The organism is Ectothiorhodospira mobilis (genome assembly GCF_016584115.1).
Taxonomy (GTDB): Bacteria; Pseudomonadota; Gammaproteobacteria; order Ectothiorhodospirales; family Ectothiorhodospiraceae; genus Ectothiorhodospira; species Ectothiorhodospira mobilis.
In genome coordinates this window covers 1-22,895 of the sequence record NZ_NRSK01000020.1, presented here as the reverse complement: position 1 = coordinate 22,895, position 22,895 = coordinate 1, and the positions used below count along the sequence as shown (strand labels likewise).

The 22,895-nt window shown below is 68.7% G+C and carries 21 protein-coding genes; 4 read left to right on the top strand and 17 right to left on the bottom strand.

Translation table 11 applies throughout. The annotated features are described in order from the left end of the window. Positions 1 to 165: 165 nt before the first annotated feature. From rlmD to cysM, 3 genes are read right to left on the bottom strand one after another with little or no spacing between them, the layout of a single operon-like run. Entirely contained in the window at positions 166 to 1,500 is a 1,335-nt protein-coding gene (rlmD, locus tag CKO33_RS09025; protein WP_200181678.1) for a 23S rRNA (uracil(1939)-C(5))-methyltransferase RlmD, read from the bottom strand. A 57-nt stretch (positions 1,501 to 1,557) separates the two neighbouring features. Continuing rightward, positions 1,558 to 2,361 (bottom strand): 3'-5' exonuclease, encoded by an 804-nt coding sequence (locus tag CKO33_RS09020; protein ID WP_242472566.1) that lies wholly within the window; start codon positions 2,359 to 2,361, stop codon positions 1,558 to 1,560. Beyond that, the gene (cysM, locus tag CKO33_RS09015; RefSeq protein WP_200181671.1) at positions 2,358 to 3,248 is read right to left on the bottom strand and encodes a cysteine synthase CysM; all 891 of its coding nucleotides are present in this window, start codon (positions 3,246 to 3,248) and stop codon (positions 2,358 to 2,360) included. Before cysM ends, CKO33_RS09020 begins: the two co-directional genes overlap by 4 nt. 207 nt (positions 3,249 to 3,455) lie before the next feature. Between cysM and CKO33_RS09010 the strand changes: the two genes are divergently transcribed. The 3 genes from CKO33_RS09010 (at position 3,456) to CKO33_RS09000 (ending at position 9,206) form a co-directional block, all read left to right on the top strand. Continuing rightward, positions 3,456 to 5,411, top strand: a complete 1,956-nt coding sequence (locus CKO33_RS09010) for a TonB-dependent receptor plug domain-containing protein (protein ID WP_200181669.1) — start codon at positions 3,456 to 3,458, stop codon at positions 5,409 to 5,411. A 160-nt stretch (positions 5,412 to 5,571) separates the two neighbouring features. Next, positions 5,572 to 6,477: a type 1 periplasmic-binding domain-containing protein gene (locus tag CKO33_RS09005; RefSeq protein WP_200181667.1), complete on the top strand. Its 906-nt coding sequence runs from the start codon at positions 5,572 to 5,574 to the stop codon at positions 6,475 to 6,477. Further along, positions 6,477 to 9,206, top strand: a complete 2,730-nt coding sequence (locus CKO33_RS09000) for a response regulator (protein WP_200181665.1) — start codon at positions 6,477 to 6,479, stop codon at positions 9,204 to 9,206. Before CKO33_RS09005 ends, CKO33_RS09000 begins: the two co-directional genes overlap by 1 nt. Here the strand turns inward: CKO33_RS09000 and acpS are convergent. From acpS to CKO33_RS08950, 10 genes are all read right to left on the bottom strand, one after another. Beyond that, the gene (gene acpS / locus CKO33_RS08995; protein WP_200181663.1) at positions 9,193 to 9,573 is read right to left on the bottom strand and encodes a holo-ACP synthase; all 381 of its coding nucleotides are present in this window, start codon (positions 9,571 to 9,573) and stop codon (positions 9,193 to 9,195) included. The two genes, CKO33_RS09000 and acpS, sit on opposite strands and share 14 nt — an antisense overlap. Beyond that, positions 9,564 to 10,313 (bottom strand): pyridoxine 5'-phosphate synthase, encoded by a 750-nt coding sequence (gene pdxJ / locus CKO33_RS08990; RefSeq protein WP_200181662.1) that lies wholly within the window; start codon positions 10,311 to 10,313, stop codon positions 9,564 to 9,566. Before pdxJ ends, acpS begins: the two co-directional genes overlap by 10 nt. After that, positions 10,310 to 11,011 carry a DNA repair protein RecO gene (gene recO / locus CKO33_RS08985; RefSeq protein WP_200181660.1) on the bottom strand — a complete coding sequence of 234 codons (702 nt, stop codon included), beginning with the start codon at positions 11,009 to 11,011 and terminating at the stop codon, positions 10,310 to 10,312. Before recO ends, pdxJ begins: the two co-directional genes overlap by 4 nt. Then, entirely contained in the window at positions 11,008 to 11,940 is a 933-nt protein-coding gene (gene era, locus CKO33_RS08980; protein WP_439099433.1) for a GTPase Era, read from the bottom strand. Before era ends, recO begins: the two co-directional genes overlap by 4 nt. Beyond that, a complete protein-coding gene (gene rnc, locus CKO33_RS08975) occupies positions 11,937 to 12,620 on the bottom strand; it encodes a ribonuclease III (protein WP_200181656.1) in 684 nt (227 codons plus the stop codon). The genes era and rnc overlap by 4 nt, the downstream gene beginning before the upstream one ends. Beyond that, on the bottom strand, positions 12,617 to 12,979 hold the full coding sequence (locus CKO33_RS08970) for a DUF4845 domain-containing protein (protein ID WP_200181655.1): 363 nt from the start codon (positions 12,977 to 12,979) through the stop codon (positions 12,617 to 12,619). The genes rnc and CKO33_RS08970 overlap by 4 nt, the downstream gene beginning before the upstream one ends. Positions 12,980 to 13,036: 57 nt before the next feature. Next, positions 13,037 to 13,840 carry a signal peptidase I gene (lepB, locus tag CKO33_RS08965; RefSeq protein ID WP_200181653.1) on the bottom strand — a complete coding sequence of 268 codons (804 nt, stop codon included), beginning with the start codon at positions 13,838 to 13,840 and terminating at the stop codon, positions 13,037 to 13,039. Between the two features lie 37 nt (positions 13,841 to 13,877). After that, the gene (lepA, locus tag CKO33_RS08960; protein ID WP_200181651.1) at positions 13,878 to 15,701 is read right to left on the bottom strand and encodes a translation elongation factor 4; all 1,824 of its coding nucleotides are present in this window, start codon (positions 15,699 to 15,701) and stop codon (positions 13,878 to 13,880) included. Between the two features lie 190 nt (positions 15,702 to 15,891). After that, positions 15,892 to 17,418 carry a cryptochrome/photolyase family protein gene (locus CKO33_RS08955; protein WP_200181649.1) on the bottom strand — a complete coding sequence of 509 codons (1,527 nt, stop codon included), beginning with the start codon at positions 17,416 to 17,418 and terminating at the stop codon, positions 15,892 to 15,894. Continuing rightward, positions 17,415 to 17,570, bottom strand: a complete 156-nt coding sequence (locus CKO33_RS08950; protein WP_242472565.1) for a DUF2256 domain-containing protein — start codon at positions 17,568 to 17,570, stop codon at positions 17,415 to 17,417. Before CKO33_RS08950 ends, CKO33_RS08955 begins: the two co-directional genes overlap by 4 nt. A 652-nt stretch (positions 17,571 to 18,222) precedes the next feature. On the opposite strand from CKO33_RS08950, the gene CKO33_RS08945 reads away from it, so the two are divergent. Beyond that, positions 18,223 to 19,452, top strand: coding sequence for a ComEA family DNA-binding protein (locus CKO33_RS08945; protein WP_200181645.1), 1,230 nt, complete (start codon positions 18,223 to 18,225; stop codon positions 19,450 to 19,452). 33 nt (positions 19,453 to 19,485) lie between these two features. Here CKO33_RS08945 and CKO33_RS08940 read toward each other — a convergent pair whose 3' ends face one another. Genes CKO33_RS08940 through CKO33_RS08925 form a run of 4 tightly spaced genes read right to left on the bottom strand, consistent with a single transcriptional unit; the run spans position 19,486 to position 22,699 of the window. Then, on the bottom strand, positions 19,486 to 19,734 hold the full coding sequence (locus CKO33_RS08940) for a glutaredoxin family protein (protein ID WP_439099432.1): 249 nt from the start codon (positions 19,732 to 19,734) through the stop codon (positions 19,486 to 19,488). Beyond that, the gene (locus CKO33_RS08935) at positions 19,731 to 21,173 is read right to left on the bottom strand and encodes a DegQ family serine endoprotease (RefSeq protein ID WP_242472564.1); all 1,443 of its coding nucleotides are present in this window, start codon (positions 21,171 to 21,173) and stop codon (positions 19,731 to 19,733) included. Before CKO33_RS08935 ends, CKO33_RS08940 begins: the two co-directional genes overlap by 4 nt. 51 nt (positions 21,174 to 21,224) lie before the next feature. Then, the gene (locus CKO33_RS08930) at positions 21,225 to 21,701 is read right to left on the bottom strand and encodes a SoxR reducing system RseC family protein (protein WP_200181641.1); all 477 of its coding nucleotides are present in this window, start codon (positions 21,699 to 21,701) and stop codon (positions 21,225 to 21,227) included. After that, the gene (locus tag CKO33_RS08925) at positions 21,698 to 22,699 is read right to left on the bottom strand and encodes a MucB/RseB C-terminal domain-containing protein (protein WP_200181639.1); all 1,002 of its coding nucleotides are present in this window, start codon (positions 22,697 to 22,699) and stop codon (positions 21,698 to 21,700) included. Before CKO33_RS08925 ends, CKO33_RS08930 begins: the two co-directional genes overlap by 4 nt. Positions 22,700 to 22,895 lie beyond the last annotated feature (196 nt).

Below are 22,895 nucleotides of genomic sequence, written 5' to 3'. Positions count from 1 at the left end.
TGGGGGACGGGACCGTTGTTCCGTGCGGCGGGGGCTTTTGCAGCGGGACGCCGTGAATCCATCCCTGGAGGCTTGACGACCGCATCCCTGCGGTCGACACCCGCTGCAAAAGCCCCCGCCGCACAGCTCCTCCCTGGGCAGCGCGCGTGATCCCTGGCCCAGCCCTTACTCCCGGGTGAAGACCGCCATGGACTCCACATGGGCGGTATGGGGGAACATATCCATCACCCCGGCGGCCTCCAGATGGTAGCCGTGACGGTGCACCAGTTCCCCCGCATCCCGGGCCAGGGTGGCCGGGTTGCAGGAGACGTAGACCATGCGCCGCGGCCCCAGCCGGGCCAGTGACGCCAGCATCTCCCGCGCACCGGAACGCGGCGGATCCAGCAGCACCCGGTCCACCGGACCCTGCAGCCAGGGGGCATCGCTCACATCGGCCGCCAGATCGGCTGCAAAATAACGGGTGTTGCCGATACCATTTCGGACCGCATTGGCCCGCGCCCGTTCCACCATGGCGGCCTCCCCCTCCACGCCGGTGACCCGGGCCGCCCGCCGGGCCAGGGGCAGGGTGAAGTTGCCCAGGCCGCAGAACAGGTCCAGCACCTGATGATCCGCCTCCACCTGCAGCAGCTCCAGGGCCTGGGGCACCATCTTGCGGTTCACGTCCCGGTTCACCTGGATAAAATCCACCGGCGAGAAGGGGATCTCCAGACCTTCATCCGGATGGGCGAAGCACAGTTCTGCAGGGTCCCGGGGCCACAGGGGATGGATGCTTTCCGGGCCCTTGGGCTGCAGCCAGATCTGCAGGCCCGTCTCCTCGCCGAAGGCCTGCAGACGCTCCCGGTCCGCCTCCCCCAGGGGATCCAGATGGCGGAACACCAGGGCCACCCGGTCATCATCGGACACCCCCACCTCGATCTGGGGGATGCGGTCCCGGGCGCGCAGCCCCGTGAGCAGTTCACGCAGCGCCAGGATGCGCTCCCCCACCGCCGGATGCAGCACGGGGCACCCCTCCAGCACCGCCAGGTACGGACTGCCCCGCTCCCGGAATCCCACCAGCACCCCCCCCTTCTTGGGGACATGCTTCACCCCCAGCCGTGCCTTGCGCCGATAACCCCAGGCGGGTCCGGTGATGGCCGGCAACACCGCCCGGGGGGTCACCTCGCCGATGCGGGCCAGGTTGTCCATGAGCACCTGGGCCTTGGCCTGGATCTGGGCCCGGGGATCCATATGCTGCAGCACACAACCGCCGCAGACCCCGAAATGGGGGCAACGGGGACTAACCCGGTCGGGGGAAGGCTCCAGCACGGCCTCCACCCGGCCCTCGTCATAACGGCGCCGCTGGCGCAGGGGGCGGTAGGTCACCTGTTCGCCCGGCAGGACGCCGTCGATGAACACCGCCTTGCCCTCCACATGGGCCACACCCCGGCCCTCGTGGGTCAGGGAATCGATACGGGTGCGGATCGCCCCGTCGGGGGACGGGGTCTGCGGGGAATCGGTCATGGAGATGGGATCGCTTGCTGTGGGTTACACGGTGGGGCGTCGCCGGGGCGCCCCGGGTCAACCGGCGGCGGGCGCACCCCGCCAGGCGGCGAGGAAATCCTGCAGGTGCCCCCCGTCGGCCTGGGCCAGGAGCTGCGCCAGACGCGCCTCCTCCCGGGCCAGACCCTCGGGGCTCAGACGCCCGCGCAGGCGCTCGAAGCGCAGGAACACCAGGTAGGTGTTGAGCACATCCGTCTCGCAGTAATTGCGGATGCCCTGGATATCCCCGCCCTGCCAGGCGTCCCAGACACCGGCGCCGCTCATGCCCATCTTGCCGGGAAAGCCCAGCAGGGTGGCCACCTCGTCCAGGGGGGCGTTGGCCCGCATCTGGTATCCCGCCAGGACATCCATGAGGTCCACATGACGCCAGTGGAAACGGGAGAGGTAGTTGTTGTAGCGAAAGGCCCGGTCCTCGTCACCGATATCCCAGTAACGCGGGGCGGACACCCCATGGACCAGGGCGCGGTAATGCAGCACCGGCAGGTCGAAGCCACCGCCATTCCAGCTCACCAGCACGGGACAGTAGCGCTCGATGCCCTCGAAGAAACGCCCCACCAGTTCCGCCTCCCCGGACTCGGGCGTGCCCAGGGACCACACCTTGAGTTGATCGCGGGTGGCCAGGACCACGGAGATGGCCACCACCCGGTGCAGGTGATGGGCCAGGAAGTCATTGCCGGTCTTCTGTACCCGCAACTGCGACAGGGCCTTGGCCACCCCGGCGTCGTCCAGCTCCGCCATGCCGTGGATGCGCCGGCCGCCCTCGGTATCGGGGATGGTCTCGATATCGAAGACCATCACCGGTTCGCTCAGGGCCAGGCTCATGCCGGGAACACACCGGTGGAGATGTAGCGGTCCCCCCGGTCGCAGACGATGGCCACGATGACGGCATCGTTCAGCTCCCGGGCCAGGCGCAGGGCCACCGCCACGGCCCCGCCGGAGGACACCCCGGCGAAGATGCCCTCCCGCGCCGCCAGGGCGCGCATGGTCTCCTCCGCCTCGGCCTGGCTCACCTCCAGCACCGTATCCACGCGCCGGGGTTCGTAGATGCGCGGCAGGTAGGCCTGGGGCCAGCGGCGGATGCCGGGGATGCTGGACCCCTCCGCGGGCTGCACACCGACGATGCGCACCTGGGGGTTGCGCTCCTTGAGATAGCGGGACACCCCCATGATGGTGCCGGTGGTCCCCATGGAGCTGATGAAATGGGTCACGGCACCTCCGGTGTCGCGCCAGATCTCCGGGCCCGTGGTGGCATAATGGGCACCGGGGTTGTCCGGGTTGGCGAACTGATCCAGCACCCGGCCACGGCCCTCCCGTTCCATGGCCAGGGCCCGGTCCCGGGCACCTTCCATGCCCTCCTCCCGGCCCACCAGCACCAGCTCGGCACCGAAGGCCTTCATGGAGGCACGGCGCTCGGCGCTCATGTTCTCGGGCATGATCAGCACCATGCGATAACCGCGGATGGCCGCCGCCATGGCCAGGGCGATGCCGGTATTGCCGCTGGTGGCCTCAATGAGGGTGTCCCCGGGGCGGATCTCGCCCCGCGCCTCGGCCTGGCGGATCATGTGCACCGCCGCCCGGTCCTTCACCGATCCCGCGGGGTTGTTCCCCTCCAGCTTCACGAGGAGGGTATTGCCGTTCCCCACGGGCAGGCGGACAAGACGCACCAGCGGGGTATTGCCGACAAAGTCTTCCAGGGTGGGATAGGCCATCTGCATCTGCCTCGGGGCCGGCGGGGATTCGGGAGCGGGGCTGCACCAGAGCGCGGCATTTTGATGTGCCATCTAGTATATAGACTCGGGACACACGTTTCGAACCTGGGCAAGGAGGCCGGAAACCGATCCGGCACACCCGGCCCACAGGAAACGCTCCGATGGCATAATGAGAACGGCATCTCAAACTCCCCCACCGGGAACGACATGGCCCTTGCCCGCATGATCCAGCCCTTCCCCCCCCGTGGCACCGCCGCCCTCGCCGGCCTGCTGCTGGCAGGTGCCTGCCTCCACCCTGCCATGGCGCAGGAGGACTGGCCCACGGAGCAGGACTACTACATGGACCTGCCCGTGGCCCTCACCGCCACGCGGCTGCAGCAGCCCCTGCAGGAGGCGCCGGCCTCGGTGACGGTCATCGACCGGGAATGGCTGGCCCAGAGCGAGGCGCGCAACCTGACCGACATCCTGCGTCAGGTCCCCGGAATCATCGTGGGACGGGAGAACGGCAACCGGCCCATCGTCACCTACCACGCCCTGGCGGAGCAGTTCATGCGCCAGGTGCAGGTGCTGGTGGATGGCCGCTCCATCTACAACCCCACCAGCGGCGGCGCCCAGTGGCTGGAACTGGCCCTGCCGCCACAGGAGATCGAACGCATCGAGGTGATCCGCGGCCCCAACGCCGCTGCCTATGGGTCCAACTCCTTTCTCGCCATCATCAATATCATCACCCGCCATCCGGCGGAGACCCGGGGGGAGCAGGTGGTCACCCGCCTGGGCAGCAATGGCATCCGGGACCTCTACCTGCGCCATGGCGGCACCACGCAGCAAAGCGCCTATCGCCTGTCGGTATATCACCGGGAGGACGAGGGGTTTACCGGCAATCATGACGCCAGGGACAATACCGCCCTGCGCGGGCGCTTCGACTGGGATCTGGCCCCGGGGGTGACCCTCACCTCACAACTGGGACTCACCTATGCGGACAACGACTTCGGCTCCGATGCCACCCCCGAGTACCCCGAGGGGGGCTTCACACAGGATTCGGGGCACCTGCACCTGACCCTGCAGGACAACCGCGATCCCGATGCCCTGCTCAAGGTGCAGTATTTTTTCAATTTCAATAACCTCCACGACGGCTACAGCCTGGACCCCCGGCGCACCGTGGAACGGGACGCCCATTCCCGCCGCCACGACCTGGAGGTGGAGTCCCACCTCCAGGTCCGGGACGGCCTGCGTATGGTCTGGGGCGGTGGCGCCCGCCTGGACGCCTCCCGCAGCCAGGCCTACCTGGGCCATGACCGCTGGGTCCGGGACCACGTCTACCGCCTGTTCGCCAACCTGGAATGGTCCCCGGACCGGCGCTGGCTGGTCCATCTCGGCGGCATGTACGAATCCAACGAGCTCAGCGGCAGCGATCTCATGCCCCGGCTGGCCCTGGTCTACATGCCCGATGCACACCACAGCCTGCGCCTGGTGGCCACCCGGGCCCTGCGCAGCCCAAGCCAGGTGGAGAAGCGCTTCAACGAACGCCTGGCCCCGCCCCCCATGTCCGGCCTGGACCTGGAACCGGAGGCGATCCAGTCCCTCGAACTGGGCTATCACGGCCAGTGGCTCGAAGGGCGTCTGGCCAGCGACGTCAAGCTCTTCCGGGACCGATTCAGCGACCTGATCCAGATCCCCTACGACGCCGCCTACTACCGCATCGGCACCGATGGCTACTTCCGCAACGCCGGCGACATGGACCTGCGCGGCATCGAGGCAGACCTGGACTACCGCCCGTTTGCGGACCTGCGGCTGCGCGGCGGGCTCTCCCTCCTGGATGCCGACCCCCAAGACCCCGAGGCCCGGCGCCAGGCCGACTCGGTGCCGGGACACATATTCAACCTGGGGCTGCTGTACCGTTTCTCCAGCCCGTGGCGCCTTTCGGCGGAGTACTACTACTATGACGACATCCGCTGGGTGGACGATTCCCGCGGTCCTCCCACCGACGCCGGGGACGGATTCCTGGACCTGCACCTGCGCCGCCGCCTGGGACCCGAAACCCACCTGGCCGTGTCCCTCACCGACCTGCTGGCCTCGGGGTACGACACCCGCACGCCGGCCTCCCTGCCCCCGGCCAACCGGCGGGGAACCGAAGGCTATGTCAGCCTGTCCATGGAGTTCTGATCCCACCATGACCGCGGCGGCCGCCCTGCCAGCCCCGGAGCCCCGCGGGCCCCGACCGCGCGCCCCGCACACCCCCCCTGTGCAGGAAGCGGTTTCCGGGGCATGATCGGCGGACACGGACCGCCCTCCACCCATCCCGGGAAAACTGACACGGAAAGAGATGACGCAGACACGGAAAGCCTGGTTCGCCCTGTTCTTCACGGCGGCCCTCTGCCTCTTCAGCCCATCCACGCGGGCAGAGGAAGGCTTTGCCCCCTGCGGGGCGTTCCAGCGCATCCTCTTTTTGGCCAGCGACGACACGCGCCTGCACCAGGAGGTCTTCCAGGGACTGCGCAGCCGTCTGCCCCGGGAGATCCCCCTGGTCTACACCGCCCTGGGCGGTCCCGACGCCGCCCCCTGGGTGCAGAGCACCGACTGCCCCTGCTGCCTGGTGGTGACCTCCGGCACCCGCGCCCTGCAACACGCCGTGAAACGGGTCTCCCGGGCCCGGATCCTGAGCATCACCATCCCCCGGGAGGCCTACGACCGGATCATGGCGCAGGTCCCCGATTTCCGGCGTTACGCCGCCGTCTACATGGACATCCCCCTGGGGCAGCGCATCGCCATCACCCGGCGCCACCTGGCCGGCATGGAGCGCTTCGCCATCGTGCAAAGCGCCCAGGGCCCCTTCGCCGCACAGGGGGCGGACGATCCCGCTGAGGTGGTGCGCCTGGTCAGCCACGGGGAGGCCGACCTGGTGGACACCTTCACCCGCGCCGCCCGCCAGGCTGACGCCATCCTCACCCTCCCCGACCGCCGGGTCTACAACCCGCGCACCATCGTCAGCATCATGATGACCACCTACCGCCAGGGGATCCCCCTCATCGGCCATTCCGAAGCCCTGCTGCGCGCCGGTGCCCTGTTGTCCATCCACGCCCCGCCGCAGCGTCTGGGGACCGAGGCCGCCAGCCTCATCCTCCGGCCCCCGGCGGATTGGGGCGGTGTCCGCCGCCATACCCGCGAACAGGTGGTCGCCGTCAACGAGCAGGTGGCCCGGGCCCTGCGTATCCACGTGGAGCGGCCCTGATGCAGGGGCGCATCCGCTACCGCATCCTGGCCCTGGCCCTCCTGCCCACCCTGGCGGTGGCGATGGCGCTGACGGTCTACTGGACGGGGGTCAAGGTGCGGGAACTGGAGGCCCAGATGATGGAGCGGGGCCACATGCTGGTGGCCTTCCTCGCCCCGGCCGCCGAATACGGCGTCATCTCCGGCAACCGCCAGTATCTGGAGGCGGTCACCGCCAAGGCCCGGGCCCAGCCCGATGTGGTGGAGGTGATCATCCGCGACCGGCGGGGCCGGCCACTCTATACCCACCGCCAGGAGATGCAGGAGCCGGACGGGGAAAACGCACTCCTGCCCTGGGTGGCGGCCCACCTGTTCGACGCCGAGGTACGCCCGTTCCGGGAGCGCATCACCCTGACGGCCCTGGATGAATACGACCTGCCCCTGCCCGACCCCATGGAAGGGGCCCTGGCGGAGGACCCAAGGCTGCTGGGCAGCGTGTCCGTGAGCCTCACCAGCCAGCCCACCCTGGTGCATCAGATCCGCTGGGTGCTGCAGAGCCTGGCCCTGATCCTGATCATCGTACTGCTCACCTGGCTGCTGGTACTGCGCTGGAGTCTGCGCCTGTCCCGGCCCCTGGAGGGGATCGCCGCCACCGTGCGCCACATCGGCCGCGGCGACCTGTCGGCCCGCAGCCGGGCCCGGGTCAGCGGGGAACTGGGGGTGCTGCAGCGGGGGATCAATGCCATGGCCGAGAGCATCGAACGCTCCCAGCGCTCCATGGCGGAGCGGGTGAACCAGGCCACCCGCAGCCTGCAGGAGAAGCTGGCGGAGATCGACGAGAAGAACCGCGCCCTCACCCGGGCCCGGGCCGAGGCCGACCTGGCCAACCGGCGCAAGTCCCAGTTCCTGGCCAGCATCAGCCACGAACTGCGCACCCCGCTGACGGCGATCCGTGGCTATATCGAGCTGCTGCGGCAGCGCAGCGACCTGGATGAACAGGTGCGCACCTGGGTCGCGGTCATCGATGAATCCAGCCAGGACACCCTCAAGCTGGTCAACGACCTGCTGGACATCTCCCGCATTGAATCCGGCAACCTGCCCCTGGAAAAGGCCCCGTTCGATCTGGAACAACTGGTGGCGGAGGTGGCCCGGGTCTGCCGTCAGGGAGGGGGGCATCAGGCCGTGGATGTGGTCGTGTACATGGACCCGGATATCCCGCAGCGGTTGGTCTCCGATGCCATGCGCATCAAGCAGGTGCTCACCAACCTGCTCAGCAATGCGGTCAAGTTCACCCGCAATGGGCGGGTGATCGTGCGCATCGGCATCCGCCCCTTCGCCCCCGCCCTGCTGCTGGAGATGGAGGTGCAGGATTTCGGCCCCGGCATCCCCGAGGACCAGCGGGAATCCATCTTCGAACCCTTTTATCAGGTGAACCGGGAGGGCAGCCGCAGGGGTACGGGCGCCGGCCTGGGACTGAGCATCACCCGCGGGCTGCTGCAGGCACTGCAGGGGGAAATCCATGTGGAGAGCCAGCCGGACGAGGGCAGCACCTTCCACCTCAACCTGCCGGTGTCCCCCGACGACACCCCGCCCCGCCCGGTGTCGCCCCCCGCCGTGGATGCGGTGTATCTCCTGATGGACGATGCCGAGGCGCTGCAGGCCTGCAGCGCCTGCCTGCGGGCCCTGGGCATCGATCACCGCCCCTGCGACTCCCTGGAAGCCTTGTTGCAGGCCCTGCAAGAAGGGCCGGAGCGCGCCCTGGCCCTGGTCTGGCCGCAGCACGGGGACCCGGGTCTGGACACGCTGCTGCGCACACAGGGCCACCGCATCCCACGGCTCATCCTCGCCGCCTTCGCCCATCTGCCCGAGGATCTGACCACGGCCCTGCGGCGCCAGGGGGCCGTGCTCATGCCCCCCATGATCTCGTCGCGCACCCTGGAGGCACACCTGCACCAGACCCTGCAGCGGCTGGCAGGGACACCGCCGACGGTCGCGGAAGCGCCCGCCAACGACCCGCCGGGCATCGACGGCTGGCGCATCCTCATCGCCGACGACAATGCGGTCAACCGCCACCTGCTGAAGACCTTCCTGCGCCGTGCCGGTGGTATCGTGGACGAGGCGGAGGATGGCCGCGAAGCGGTGACGCGCTACCGGGAGGAACCCTGCGACGCCGTACTCATGGACGTGCACATGCCGGTGCAGAACGGACCCCAGGCCCTGCAGGCCATCCGGGAGGAGGATCCGGGGGCCTTCGTCATCGCCCTCACCGCCGATGCCCGTCCCGAGTTCCGGGAATCCCTGCTGGCCATGGGCTTTGATCAGGTCCTGTCCAAGCCCATCACCCAGGCGCAGCTGCGGGCGGCCATCCGCAGCACACCCCAGGCCAACGGGGCATGGGCCCCCAAGACCGGAACGGAAGAGGGCCTGCACGATCCACAACAGGCGGTACAGGCCGCAGGGGGATGTCCAGAGCTGGCCGAGGAACTGCGCTGGCTGCTGCTGAAGGACCTGCGCTCGGCCCGGGGCGAGCTCCAGCGGCCGGACCTGCCGTTCGAGGAACTGGTGGAACTGGCCCACCGCCTCAAGGGGGCGGCCCGCTATTGCGCCGTACCGACTCTGGAGCAGTCCGCCGCCGCCCTGGAACAGGCCCTGCGGGCGGGTGAGGAGGACGTGGAGGGGCTGCGGGCGGATCTGCACACCCAGGTGCAGCGGCTGCTCCAGGCCTGGGATACCGGGGTCAGCCGCTCATGACCACGAAGGCCAGGGCGAATTCCCGCTCGTCCGAGAGGCTGAGCTCCATCTGCACCACCCCCAGGCGCCGGGCCGTTTCCTGACCCCTTCCAGACAAGCGCAGCAGGGGCTTGCCCCGGGGGTCGCTGCACACCCGGGCATCCTGCAGCCCCATATCCGCCCCCAGGCCCACCCCCAGGGCCTTGGCCGCCGCCTCCTTGGCGGCGAAGCGTCGTGCCAGCAGGGCCGCCGGGGCGGGGCTTGCACAAAAGGCGGCCCACTCCTCGGGATGCAGGATGCGGCGGGCGAAGGCCTCCCCCCGCCGCGCCAGGGCCGCCTCCACCCGGGGGATGGAGACGATATCCGTGCCCACCCCGATCAGGCGCATGCCCGGGCCGCGTCCATGCGCGCGCGCATCCCGGCCACCGCCGGTCCAAGGCCGTCGAACAGGGCCCGGGCCACGATGGCGTGGCCGATGTTGAGTTCATGCAACTCCGGGATGGCCGCCACCGGCCCCACGTTGTCGTAATCCAGGCCGTGACCGGCGTTGACCACCAGGCCCTGGTCCCGGCCATAGCGGGCGGCGTCCCGGATCTTCTCCAGCAGGGCCTGGCGCGTCTGTGCATCGGCGGCGTTGGCGTAGGCGCCGGTGTGCAGCTCCACCACCGGCGCCCCGATGCGCCGGGCGGCGTCCAGATGGGCATGCTCCGGTTCCACGAACAGGGACACCTGGATCCCCGCCCGCACCAGTTCCGCGCAGAAGGCCTTGAGATGCGCCTCCTTGCCCAGGACATCCAGCCCCCCCTCGGTGGTGAGCTCCTCGCGCCGCTCCGGCACCAGGCAACAGGCCTCGGGCCGCACATCCAGGGCGATGGCATGCATCTCCGGGGTGGGGGCCATCTCCAGGTTCATGCCGGTGCGCAGCACAGGGCGCAGGCCATAGACATCGGCATCCTGGATATGGCGCCGGTCCTCCCGCAGGTGGAGGGTGATGATGTCGGCCCCGGCGTCCTCCACCCGGCGCACCGCCTCACGCAGGTCGGGATAGGGCGTGCCCCGGGCCTGGCGGATGGTGGCCAGATGGTCGATGTTGACCCCGAGTCGCAGTGGTGTCGTTGCGGCATTCATGATGTTCGATCCGATCGCCCGCGGGCGATGAGTTGGCGTGAGACGATGGGTTTTCCTTCCAGGTGGTGTTCCAGCAGGCGGCGCAACAGGCGCTGTGCCTCCCGCTGCTGCCCGCGTCCCTGCAGGCGGTCCTGCAGCAGGGCGGCGAGGCTGTCACCGGCGATGGCATAGGGGGAATCCTCGCCGGGGGCCGCCGGCCGGGGCGGGGCCTGGGGAGGCACCACGTAGGTGACCTGGGCCTCCAGGGCCGCCGGGTCGATGAAGTCCAGCCCCTCCCCCAGCAGCCGCAGCAGGGCCAGCTCGTAGCGGCGCAGACCGGGCTCCGGCGGCATTGCGGGATCGGCCAGGCCGGTGAGGACCGCCTCGTAGGCGGCATAGAATCCGGGATCGGGCAGCTGCCGGGGCAGCAGCTTCACCGCCAGCTCGTTCACATAGAGGCCGCAGACCGCCCGCGCCCCCGTCAGGTGCAGCACCGCGGCCTCGTCGCAGCGGTTCAGGGTCTGCACCTCGCCCCGGCCGGACCAGGCCAGGTCCAGGCGCACGAAGGGCCGGGCGGTGCCCCGACCGCGGCCCCGCCCTCCCCGCAGCACCGCCGCGATGCGCCCCTCCCCGGGGGTGAGCAGTTCCAGCAGCTGGCTGCTCTCGCGGTAGGGGCGGGCGTGGAGTACATAGCCGGGGCTGCCCTGAATGCGGTTCACGGGTCCACGTCGATCCCCATGCGGCGGATACCCGCCAGGTCCGCCTGCCAGGACTCACGCACCTTCGCCCAGAGCCGGAGCATCACCCGGCGCTGCAGCAGGGCCTCCAGCTCGCGGCGCGCGCCCATGCCCACGGCCTTGATCATGCGGCCACCCTTGCCCACCACGATGGCCTTCTGGTTCTCCCGCTCCACCCAGATGACGGCGTCGATGTGCACTATATCCCCCTTCTCCTCCCAGCGCTCCACGTCCACGGAGGTGGCATAGGGCACCTCCTGGCCCAGGCGCTCCAGGAGCTGCTCGCGGATCACCTCGGCGACACGGAAGCGCTGCGGCCGGTCGGTGATCTCGTCCTCCGGGAACAGATGGGGCCCCGGCGGCAGCCGGGCCATCAGGGCCTCCACCAGCGGCTCCACGTTCACCCCCTTGAGGGCGGACAGGGGGACCACCTCGCAAAACTCCAGGCGCTGGCGCAGCCGGTCGATGAAGGGCAGCAGACGGCCCTTGTCCTTGAGCCGGTCCACCTTGTTCACCACCAGCACCAGGGGACGGCCGCAGTCCTCCAGGAGCCGGGCCATGGCCTCGTCCGCAGCCTGCCAGCGGTCCGCCTCCACCACGAAGATCACCGCGTCCACGTCGTGCAGCACCGCCTCGGCGGTGCGGTTGAGCACCTGACCCAGGAGCTTCGGGGCGTCCGGATCCATGCCGGGGGTGTCCACCAGCACCAGCTGATCCAGGCCGCGGGTGATCAGGCCGCGGATGCGGTGGCGGGTGGTCTGGGCCTTGCGGCTGGCGGCGGCGATCTTCTCCCCCACCAGGTGGTTCAGCAGGGTGGACTTACCCACGTTGGGGCGGCCGACGATGGCCACATAGCCGCAGCGGGTGTCCGCCTGCGGGGCGGGAGAGGCGGGTGGATCCTGCATGTTCATGTCTCCTCCGGAGCCGCGGCCAGGGTGTCCAGGGCCTGCTGGGCGGCGGCCTGTTCCGCCCGGCGCCGGCTGCTGCCCTCGCCCACGCACTCCAGGTCGCGCCCGGGAATGCGGCAGGCGGAGCGAAAGTGCTGGTCGTGGGGCTTGCCCGTCACCTCCAGGAGCCGGTATTCCGGGGTCTCCAGGCCCCGGCGCTGCAGCCATTCCTGCAGACGGGTCTTGGGATCCTTGAGGGACTCCGCGCTGGGCAGGTCCTGGAGGCGTTGGGCGTAGAGGGCCAGCACGAAGGCCCGGGTGGCCTCGAACCCCTCCTGGAGGTAGACGGCGCCGATCACCGCCTCCAGGGCGTCCGCCAGGATGGAGTCGCGGCGGTGGCCGCCGCTCTTGCGCTCCCCCTCCCCCAGACTGAGGACGGCCCCCATGTCCATCTCCCGGGCGATGGCCGCCAGACTGTCCTTGTTCACCAGGGCCGCCCGCAGACGGCTGAGTTCCCCCTCCGGGGCCTCGGGCCGCATCTCGTAGAGCTGCGCGGCGATGACGAAGTTGAGCACGCCATCCCCCAGAAACTCCAGGCGCTCGTTGTGCCGCGGCGCGGCGCTGCGATGGGTCAGGGCCTGGCGCAGCTCCGTGGAATCCCGCACCGGGGCGGGGAGCAGTTCAAACAGCCGTCCTGTACTCATTGGGCGAGGTGATAACTGCGGTCCACCACCACCACGGCATCCAGATTGCCCAACAGGTGGGTGCGTGTCTCGTACTGCAGGCGCAGGGTCTGGATGCCCTCCTTCTCCTCCAGGGAGATGACCTCCGGTTCCACCGAGTCCACGGAATTCACCTGGAATCCCTTGCCCAGCTCGCTGCGCAGCTGGCGGATGTTCTTGTCCCGGGCCCCGGGCCGGTCCACCACATCCTCGACGATGGACACCACCGTCCAGTTCTCGGCATAGATGGGGATGAGCCGGAAGGCCACCGTCCCCACCAGGACGATGGCCGCGATGAGGAGAAACCATTGCGTGATGCCGCCGCCGCTTTGTCTGTGCATGACTGTCACCTCTTCAGAAAGGTTGCCTGGGGATGCCGGGATCGATCCGTCCCTGCCTCACCGGATCCGATCCCCCAGCCGTTCAAGGCGCACCGTGTGCGCCACCGGGTCCCAGTTCATCCAGATGAGCATGGCCCGGCCCACCAGGCTCTGTTCGGGGACGAAGCCCCAGAACCGGCTGTCGTTGCTATTGTCCCGGTTGTCCCCCAGGACGAAATACATCCCCTCGGGGACTTTCACCTCCCCCTGGGGCGAGGGACGCCCGGGCCATTCCAGGATGCGATGCTGCACCTGCCCGAGGCGTTCCTCCAGCAAACGGGCCCCGGTCATCGCCTCCCCGGCCCCATCCCCCTCATAGCGCCCCAGGATCTCCACGGGCACCTGCTCGCCATTGATGTACAGGCGCTTGTCCCGGAAGGCCACCCGGTCCCCCGGGAGCCCCACGATGCGCTTGATGTAGTCCTCGCTGGGCCGGCGGGGGAAGCGGAACACGGCCACATCGCCGCGCGCGGGGCTTCCGGTATCCAGGATCCGGGTGTGCACCACGGGCAGGCGCAGGCCGTAGGCGAACTTGTTCACCAGGATGAAGTCCCCCACCAGCAGGGTGGGCATCATGGACCCGGAGGGGATGCGGAACGGTTCGGCCACGAAGCTGCGCAGCAGCAGCACCACCAGCAGCACCGGGAAGAAGGAGCGGGCGTATTCCACATACCAGGGCTCCTTCCCCTTTCCCCGACCCGGGGCCTCCCCCCCTGCATCCGGCCCCTGTGAGCGGGCCCGCAGACGCTGCCAGAGGGCATGTGCCAGCCAGACAAGGCCGGTGACCGCCGTGCCCAGGACCAGTGCCAGTTCCAGATCCAATGCCTTCCCCCTTCTCCAGACCGCCCCGGGGCGGTGCTCAGTTCTTGTGATCCACCTGCAGCACCGCCAGGAAGGCCTCCTGGGGCACCTCCACGCGGCCGATGTTCTTCATGCGTTTCTTGCCGGCCTTCTGTTTCTCCAGCAACTTGCGCTTGCGCGTGGCGTCGCCGCCGTAGCATTTGGCCGTGACGTTCTTGCGCATGGCCTTGACCGTGGAGCGGGCGATGATCTTGGAACCGATGGCCGCCTGGATGGCCACCTCGAACATCTGCCGGGGGATCAGTTCCGCCATGCGTTCGATCAGATCCCGCCCCCGGGTCTGGGACTGGTCCCGGTGGACGATGATGGACAGGGCGTCCACCCGGTCGCCATTGATGAGGATGTCCACCTTCACCAGGGGCGAGGCCTCGAACTGCTTGAATTCGTAGTCGAAGGAGGCGTAGCCGCGGCTCACCGACTTGAGGCGGTCGAAGAAGTCCATCACCACCTCGGACATGGGCATGTCATACCCGAGGGCGATCTGCTGACCCACATAGTGCATCTTGGTCTGCACACCCCGCTTTTCCGTGCACAGGCCGATCACCGCCCCCACGTACTCCTGGGGTACAAGGATACTGGCGCTGATGATGGGTTCGCGGATCTCCGCCACCTGGTTCACCGGCGGCAGCTGCGACGGGTTGTGGATGGAGAGCACCTCGCCGTCGGTGGTCTCCACCTCGTAGATGACCGTGGGCGCGGTGGTGATCAGATCCAGGCCGTATTCCCGCTCCAGACGTTCCTGGATGATCTCCATGTGGAGCATCCCCAGAAAGCCGCAGCGGAAACCGAAGCCCAGGGCCTGGGAGGTCTCCGGCTCATACTGCAGGGAGGCATCGTTGAGCCGCAGCTTGTCCAGGGCGTCGCGCAGGTCGTTGAAGTCATCGGCGCTCACCGGGAAGATGCCGGCGAAGACCCGGGGCTGCACCTCCTTGAACCCGGGAATCGGCGCATCGGAGGGATGATCGGCACTGGTGATGGTGTCCCCCACCTTGGCCCCGCTGATGTCCTTGATGGTGGCCACCACGAACCCCACCTGCCCCGTGGACAGCTCGTCGCAGGGCGTGGGTTTGGGGGTGAAGATGCCCACCTTGTCCACCAGGTGGGTGCGGCCGGTGGCCATGGTGACGATCTTCTGCTTGGGGCGCAGGCAGCCCTGCTTCACCCGCACCAGGGCCACCACCCCCAGGTAGTTGTCGAACCAGGAGTCGATGATCAGGGCCTTCAGGGGCCCATCGGGGTCCCCTTCCGGCGGCGGGATGCGCTGCACCAGGGCCTCCAGCAGCTCCGGCACCCCCTCCCCCGTCTTGGCGCTCACCCGCAGGGCGTCGTGGGCCTCGATGCCGATGATCTCCTCGATCTCCTGGCACACCCGGTCGGGGTCGGCGGCAGGCAGGTCGATCTTGTTCAGCACCGGCACCACCTCCAGACCCTGGTCGATGGCGGTGTAGCAGTTGGCCACGCTCTGGGCCTCCACCCCCTGGGAGGCGTCCACCACCAGAAGGGCCCCCTCGCAGGCATAGAGGGAGCGGGAGACCTCGTAGGAGAAGTCCACATGCCCCGGGGTGTCGATGAAGTTGAGCTGGTAGACCTGGCCATCCGGCGCGGTATAGGGGAGCGATACGCTCTGGGCCTTGATGGTGATACCCCGCTCCCGCTCCAGGTCCATGGAATCCAGGACCTGCTCCGCCATCTCCCGGTCCGTGAGGCCGCCGCACACCTGGATGAAACGATCCGCCAGGGTGGACTTGCCGTGGTCGATATGCGCGATGATCGAGAAATTGCGGATGTGTTTCTGCTTGACGTCGGTCAGATCACTGCTCATGAAAGCGGCTCGCAATGACGTACCCCCGCCGCGGCCCGTATCGGACGGCACGCGGCGGGGGTGCGCGGTGGGTTGCGGGCATTGTACAGGGCCGGCGCGGGCAGGAACAGCGGCCGCCCGGGTGCAGGGGAATCCCGGGACGGGGGCGTCCTGCAGAGCGGCGGCATCCGGGTGCTTGCCGCACAAGGGATCAAAGGCGATCCAATTGCTCCAGCAGGCGATGGGCATGCGCCAGGGTGGCCGTGCGCTCCCCCTCATCCATGCGCCGCCAGGCCCGGTAGGGCATGGCCATACGCGGGTGGGCGGCAAACTCCGCCTCGTGGCGGAGCATGAAATCCCAGTACAGGGCATTGAACGGGCAGGCATCGCCACCATGGCGGCGGCCGGGGTCGTACCGGCAGCCCTTGCAGTAGTCGGATTGGCGCTTGATGTAGCCGGCCGAGGCCGCATAGGGCTTGCTCGCCACCACCCCACCGTCGGCGTACTGGCTCATGCCGCGGGTATTGGGCATCTCCACCCATTCGAAGGCATCGATATAGATCCCCAGATACCAGGCATCCACCGCATCGGGATCACATCCCGCCAGCAGGGCGAAATTGCCGATCACCATCAGGCGCTGGATGTGGTGCGCATACGCCATACCCAGGGACTGTCCGATGGCATGGCGCAGACAGGCCATGTGGGTCTCGCCGGTCCAGTACCAGCGGGGCAAGGGCCGGCGGGCCCGCAGGGCATTGGTCTCGGCATACCCGGGCATACGCCCCCAGTAGACCCCCCGCACGTATTCGCGCCAGCCCAGGATCTGGCGCACGAACCCCTCGCAGGCGGCGATATCCACCGCACCCGCCGCAAAGGCCCCCAGCGCCGCATCCATGACCTCCCGCGGATGCAGCATCTTTGTGTTCAGGGCGAACGACAGGGCCGAATGGAACAGCAGCGGCTCCCGGTGGCTCATGGCATCCTGGAAACGCCCAAAATGCGGCAAGGCCCGGGTCACGAACGCCTCAAGCCCTGCACGGGCCTGGGCCCGGGTCAACGGCCAGGCCAGCGCACCGGCACCGGGATCCCCCAGGGTGCGCACCCCGGCGGCGACGATCTCCTCCCACAGTGCCGATACATCCGTGGGCACCCAGGGCCAGTCCGGGGCGGGCGGCTCCCCCGGCCAGCGGGCGCGGTTATCGGCATCGAAATTCCAGCGCCCGCCCACCGGCCTGGAGTGCTCGTCCAATAACAGGCCATGGCGGCGGCGCATGTCCCGATAGAAATATTCCAGGCGCGGCACCCGTTCGCTGAACGCCCGGGCCAGGTCCTCCCGACCCGCGAGAAAATGGGCCGAATCCACCACCGTGGCCGGCAGGTGGAGGCGGGCAGCGGCCTCGTCCAGCCGCCTTTCCACACGCCACTCATCGGCCTCCATGCGCTCGAATCGGGTCGCCCCATAGTGCGCGGCCAACCACTGGAGATTGGCGGCGAAATCCTGCCGGTTATCCGGATCACCGATGGTCAGATAGTGCACACGGTGACCGGCGGCACGCAGGGCCTTGGCGAAACGCCGCATGGCCGCAAAGAGGGCCAGCACCTTTTGTGCATGATGGACCACATAGTCGGTCTCGCTGCGGATCTCCATCATCACCACCACACAACCGGGATCCGGCTGGCGAAACCAGGGATGTGAGGCGTTGAGCTGATCCCCCAGCACCAGGCGCAATGCCGTCATGCCGATCCCCTGCCCTTCCTGCCCGAACCGCGCTGGCGACGACAACGCTCGGAACAATAACGCACCTCATCCCACACGCGCGCCCACTTGCGCCGCCAGGTGAACGGCCGCCCGCAGACCGGGCAGACCTTGGTGGGCAGGTTGGGTTTCATGTGGCGCATTGGGAATCCATGGTTCCGAACGGGTAAGCGCGTTAAGCCCATCGGCATCTGCGTTATGCCGCCTGAATTCACAGAATAAGCGCAACGCCTGAATGGATAGAGGGTGGGCCAGCTGCCGCCGTAGAATGGCACGGACTTGGGAAAGCAATCTGACTCAGTGGAGCCCAATGCGACCTCGCCTTTGGGCGGCAGGACATGCCCTGGAACCCGCGGTCCGGGCATGTCCTTCCATTCGCAGGCAAGTAGGACCGTGTCTTCGATGACCCACTGAGTGAGTATCACGGGGGAAACCATGGTGCGGGGTTACTGAGTGGGTATCACGGGGAAACCATGGTGCGGGGTTGTCGTGCGCGGCTCGCTGGATGCGGGCGGATGGGGGAGCGGCGGGCAGATCCATGGAGGACGACGTTCCCTGTGTGTCTTCTCGGCTCCACTGTAGCGGCTGGGGAGGATGGGCGCAAACGGCAGCCGGTAGCCGTCACAGGGGGGGCTTCCCTCCGTAAGCATCCGATAACCCTTCAACGCATCCAGCAGGGGCCGCGGGTAACGACCTGGTGATTGCGGGGGCGGAAGAGCCTGGAATAGGCTTTGATACTCAAGGGCTTCCAGGCCACGGGGGGGATGCCCGGCAAGGAGGGGATGGATGGGCTTTCTGAATCTCGGAAGCAAGGACGAATACGGACGACAGCGGCGGATTGAGCATCGTGGAAGGCATCTGCGGGCCAGCCGCACCGGTGGGTTGGCCCTGCGGGCACAGGTCAAGGCGGCCGGTGTGAATCTCACCGCCAACACCACCCACGGCCTCCGGGTCTCCACCACGCCGCTCAAGGGCACCCAGGTAGGCTCCCAGAATGGGCGTTTCATCCTGCGCGGGCACTACGGCCGTGGACCGACGAAGCTCAACGTGTCCAAGACCGGCCTGTCGATCTCGACGCGAAACCCCATCGGCACGATCAATTGGTTCAAACCGAATCGGTCCTCCGCCAGGATCCTCGGCGTGCAGTTCCGCGGCAAGACGGCCGTCTACCTGCAGACGATCTACGGGGTCGTGGCCGCGGTGATCCTGACGGTGCAACTGCTGATCGCCCTCATGGCAGGTGCGATGGGGTTGATCCTGTACACCGCCGGGCTGCTCCATCGGCTCCTGGGAACGATCCCGGAAGTCTGGCGTTTATGGCGACGACGACGGCGTAACGCCGCACTCGATGCACGGGTGAATGCCCTGGAGCGGGTGATCGGTACCGAGGCGGACGCGCTCAGCACCGAGGGGCTGGCCGCTGCCCTGACCTTGATCGTGGGCGTTTGGGGGCGCGGCGAGCCATTTCAGACAGCCCTTCCCGCACTCCGGGATCGCCTGGAATCAGAAAGGGCCTTCCCTGTGCTGTCGCGGGCGCGCGGTGCCCTGGATGAGGCCGCGAAGACCCTGGTCCGCTGGCGTTCGGCGAATACTGATGGGCCGCATCCCGAACCGGCCCTTCTGGGCCTGCTCTCCCGACGGGCAGCGGCGCGGCTGCCGGGCGAGACGCTGCCGGAGATCCTGTTTGAGATCGATGAGCTGACCCTTGCCCAGGGTGGGCGCACCGCACGACAGGCACGGTGGATTGAGGTCCTGGGTGACTTCGCGGGGGTGCGGATGCAGGTGGCCGAGCCCGCCACGGAGGACGGGTCGGCATCCAGGGGGTCTGTCCCCGGACGGATCGATCTCAACCGCGCCTCCATCGAGGCGCTTCAGGAACTCCCGCACATCGGCCCGGAACGCGCCGAGGCCATCACCCGGATCCGCCCGATCCGTCAGATGGCCGAACTGGAAGCCATCGACGGGATCGGCCCTCAGCGGCGCGCCGAGATCGCCGAACATGCAACGCTGGACTAGGTCGGGAACCGCGGCCCTCATCACCCATGGGCGTCAGGAGGCCAGGGCATCCTCCAGGGCCCCGGCATCCAGGTGGTGGCAGCACACCACTTCATCCTCCACCGCCACCACCGGGATCTTGAGGCCGAAGCGTTGCACCAGGGCGGGGTCGTCGTCGATATCCACGACGCGCAGCGTGAACCCCAGGCGCCCCCGCAGGGGGCGCAGTTCATCCAGAAGGCGGTCGCACAGGTGGCAGCCCTCGCGGTGATACACCGTCACCACAGGGGGGATACCCCTCACTCGGGGATCTCCAGGGGCAGCCAGATGGGGCCGCGCTCGCGCTGTACCAGCACACGGGCCACCCGGCCCCGGGGCAGATCCTTCAGGATCGCCTCCAGCTGATCGGGGGATTCCAGGGCGGTGTGGTTGATCATCACCAGCACGTCCCCGGGAAAGATCCCGGCCCGGGCGGCGGGTCCCGCGGTCACATCCGAGACCAGCACCCCGCCTTCGGGCAGGTCCAGGCGCTCGCGCACCTCGGCGGGGACCGGGGTCACCTCCATGCCCAGCAACTCACCGGCGAGGCTCCGGTCCTCCTCGGCGGGTTCCGCCTCCTGTTTCGCCCCCCGGGCCACCTTTTCCTCCTCGGGCAGTGCCTCGATGGTCACCTCCAGGGTCATGGGCTCCCCGTCCCGCAGGATCTCCACCCCGGCCGCCTCGCCCACCGGGGCCGCACCCACCACCGGCGGCAGGGCGGCGGAGCGGGGGATCTCGTGGCCATTGAAGGCCAGGATCACGTCCCCGGCCTGCAGTCCGGCGGCCCTGGCCGGGCTGTCCGGGAGCACCCGGGCCACCAGGGCCCCCGTGGGCCGGTCCATCCCCAGGGAATCGGCCAGTTCACGGGTGACCTCCTGGATCAGGACCCCGAGCCAGCCGCGGGTGACGTGGCCCTTCTCCCGGATCTGGTCCACCACGTCCCGGGCCACCTCGGCGGGGATGGCAAAGGACAGGCCCATGAAGCCGCCGGTACGGCTGTAGATCTGGGAGTTGATGCCGATCACCTCGCCGTCCAGATTGAACAGGGGCCCGCCGGAGTTGCCGGGGTTGATGGCCACGTCGGTCTGGATGAAGGGGACATAGCTTTCGCTGGGCAGGCTGCGTCCCTTGGCACTGACGATGCCGGCGGTGACGGAGTGATCGAAGCCGAAGGGGGAACCGATGGCCAGCACCCATTCCCCCACCTTCACGTCCCGGGAATCCCCCAGTTCCAGGACCGGCAGGTCACGGGCATCGATACGCAGCAGGGCAATGTCCGTCTTGGGATCGGAGCCCACCACCTCCGCCTCGAAGGTGCGCCGGTCGCTCAGGCGCACCTCGATGGCCTCGGCGTCCTTGACCACATGGTGGTTGGTGACCACATAGCCATCCCGGGAGAGGATGAAGCCCGAGCCCAGGGACTCGCTGTCGAATTCACGCCGGGGGGCCCCGGGGCCGCCCTCACCGAAGAAATGACGGAACAGGTCACCGAAGGGGCTGTCCTTGGGCAGGCCTTCCGGCAGTTCCAGCGGGGGATGCCCGAAGCCTTCGGGCCCGGAGACCTTGCGGGAGGTGCTGATGTTCACCACGGCCGGGCTGTGCTCCTCCACCAGGGGGACGAAGTCCGGCAGATCGCGGGCCTGGAGCGGCGCGGCGACCAGGGCCACCGCCCCCAGCAGATAGAGGACGGCGGTTCTGCGCATCAGGGTTCTGATCATGGTTCGATGCTCGCGTTTGAATTCAGGGGGGCGGAGTCAGGGGGCAAGGATGCCTTCCGGCCCCTGCATGGGGATCTCCAGGCGCCGCAGCACCACGGGCTGATAGCGCGGGTCACGGGCGATGCGCCGGGTGAACAGGGCCAGCAGCCCGAGACCGGCCCCCAGCCCCAGGACCCCGCCGGCGACCGCAGCTCCCTCCCCCGCCTGGGGCCAGAGGGCACTGGCCAGCAGGGCGCCCCCCAGGAGGGTCAGCAGGGGCAGGAGATAGACAGCAAGGGATCCCTGCACCAGGGTGGATTCCTCGATACCCACCACCACCCGCTCCCCCGGGCGCACCCCCACCGGATCCAGGACCCGCACCTGGGTGCGGCGGTCGCCGAAGAACCGGGCCAGGGCACCGGTGCCGCAGGTACCGGAGGCGGAACAGCCGCCGCAGGCGCTCCTGCGCTGGGTGTCCACCCAGGCGAAACCGGGCTCGTCCACGGCGATGACCCGGGCGTCTTCCTCGATCATGGGGTCTCCTCCAGGGGAAAGCGCAGTGCGCGGGCGATGCGTTGTACCGTCTCTCCCGGCACCTCCCCCAGCACCGTCACCTGGCGGCCGTCCCGGGTGAGGGAGGCCGCATGCAGGGGGCCCGAGCGCAGCAGACGCACCTGCTCCGATTCCGGGCCCTCGGCGGGGGCGATAAAGACCGAGACGGTGGCCAGGCCGTCGCTGAGCATCAGATGGTGTACCGGTTCGGGGCTCACGTCCATGCGCCGCAGCCCCGCCGCCCGCAACCGGAATCCCGGCGGCAGGGCTTCCAGATGCCAGTCATGCCCTTCCCCGGACGGGGTCTGCGGAGTGACCGCGGAGAGTCGCTGCACCGCCCGGCCATCCTCTTCGGAGGGCTCGAAGCGCTCCCCCGGCAAGCTCTCGGGGAAGGCGATGCGGGTGAACAGGAACTGCTCCAGCACCCGCCCCTCCCCGTCCAGCAGCGCACCGCGCAGGGGCAGGCCGGTCTTTTCGTGGATGCACAGGTCGTAACCGTAACGCAGCTGATCCAGGGGCTGGATCCGCACCCGGTGGCAGGCAAGCCCGGCGACGCGATCCTCGCCGTCGAGCAGGAAGCGGTACGATCCCTCCTGCTCTCCGGATTCCTGATGCAACGGCAGCACCCCGGGCAGGCCCAGCATGGCGTCACCCGGCTTCAGGCAGGGATCCACCCCCTGCGGGGCCAGACAGGTGACGGCATCGCGGCTTCTGAACACCTCCCGGGGCACGCCGGTGAGGGCCATGAGGTGCTCCCGGGGACCGTGGACGGCGTCATGGGTGTGGGCCACGTGCAGGGTTTCCATGGCCCCGTCCCGGCCCACCACCAGCACCCCCTCATAGGTAAGCCGCTCCACCGCCGCCCCCATCCCTTCCACCAGGACGCGGGCTCCGGTATCACCGGAGGCAGAGGCCACCCCGTGGATCAGGGCCGCAACGCCGAGCCCGACACGCAGGGCTTGGGTGATGCGTTCATTCACTCGCGAACCCGTTCCCGCTGGCCGGGGTGTAGGGCGAGAGATTCCGCGCCATGGCGGATTCGGTGTGATTCAGGACCTGAATTCAACCAATAACCGCAACGCCCCGTCATGCGGCGCGTTGCCGCTGTAAAGACCCCACCAGGACCTCGATCGGGGCCCGGTACCCGAGCCGCTTGCGAGGCCGAAGGTTGAGCCG

What these genes read in the sequence shown, in the direction of transcription:
- CKO33_RS09000 (WP_200181665.1), top strand. Translation starts at nt 6,477, where the DNA reads ATGCAGGGGCGCATCCGCTACCGCATCCTGGCCCTGGCCCTCCTGCCC.
- lepA (WP_200181651.1), bottom strand. Translation starts at nt 15,701, where the DNA reads ATGAGCAGTGATCTGACCGACGTCAAGCAGAAACACATCCGCAATTTC.
- pdxJ (WP_200181662.1), bottom strand. Translation starts at nt 10,313, where the DNA reads ATGAATGCCGCAACGACACCACTGCGACTCGGGGTCAACATCGACCAT.
- rnc (WP_200181656.1), bottom strand. Translation starts at nt 12,620, where the DNA reads ATGAGTACAGGACGGCTGTTTGAACTGCTCCCCGCCCCGGTGCGGGAT.
- rlmD (WP_200181678.1), bottom strand. Translation starts at nt 1,500, where the DNA reads ATGACCGATTCCCCGCAGACCCCGTCCCCCGACGGGGCGATCCGCACC.
- acpS (WP_200181663.1), bottom strand. Translation starts at nt 9,573, where the DNA reads ATGCGCCTGATCGGGGTGGGCACGGATATCGTCTCCATCCCCCGGGTG.
- CKO33_RS09005 (WP_200181667.1), top strand. Translation starts at nt 5,572, where the DNA reads ATGACGCAGACACGGAAAGCCTGGTTCGCCCTGTTCTTCACGGCGGCC.
- CKO33_RS08970 (WP_200181655.1), bottom strand. Translation starts at nt 12,979, where the DNA reads ATGCACAGACAAAGCGGCGGCGGCATCACGCAATGGTTTCTCCTCATC.
- CKO33_RS08955 (WP_200181649.1), bottom strand. Translation starts at nt 17,418, where the DNA reads ATGACGGCATTGCGCCTGGTGCTGGGGGATCAGCTCAACGCCTCACAT.
- cysM (WP_200181671.1), bottom strand. Translation starts at nt 3,248, where the DNA reads ATGGCCTATCCCACCCTGGAAGACTTTGTCGGCAATACCCCGCTGGTG.
- era (WP_439099433.1), bottom strand. Translation starts at nt 11,940, where the DNA reads ATGAACATGCAGGATCCACCCGCCTCTCCCGCCCCGCAGGCGGACACC.
- CKO33_RS08945 (WP_200181645.1), top strand. Translation starts at nt 18,223, where the DNA reads ATGGGCTTTCTGAATCTCGGAAGCAAGGACGAATACGGACGACAGCGG.
- CKO33_RS09010 (WP_200181669.1), top strand. Translation starts at nt 3,456, where the DNA reads ATGGCCCTTGCCCGCATGATCCAGCCCTTCCCCCCCCGTGGCACCGCC.
- CKO33_RS08930 (WP_200181641.1), bottom strand. Translation starts at nt 21,701, where the DNA reads ATGATCGAGGAAGACGCCCGGGTCATCGCCGTGGACGAGCCCGGTTTC.
- CKO33_RS09020 (WP_242472566.1), bottom strand. Translation starts at nt 2,361, where the DNA reads ATGAGCCTGGCCCTGAGCGAACCGGTGATGGTCTTCGATATCGAGACC.
- CKO33_RS08935 (WP_242472564.1), bottom strand. Translation starts at nt 21,173, where the DNA reads ATGCGCAGAACCGCCGTCCTCTATCTGCTGGGGGCGGTGGCCCTGGTC.
- CKO33_RS08950 (WP_242472565.1), bottom strand. Translation starts at nt 17,570, where the DNA reads ATGAAACCCAACCTGCCCACCAAGGTCTGCCCGGTCTGCGGGCGGCCG.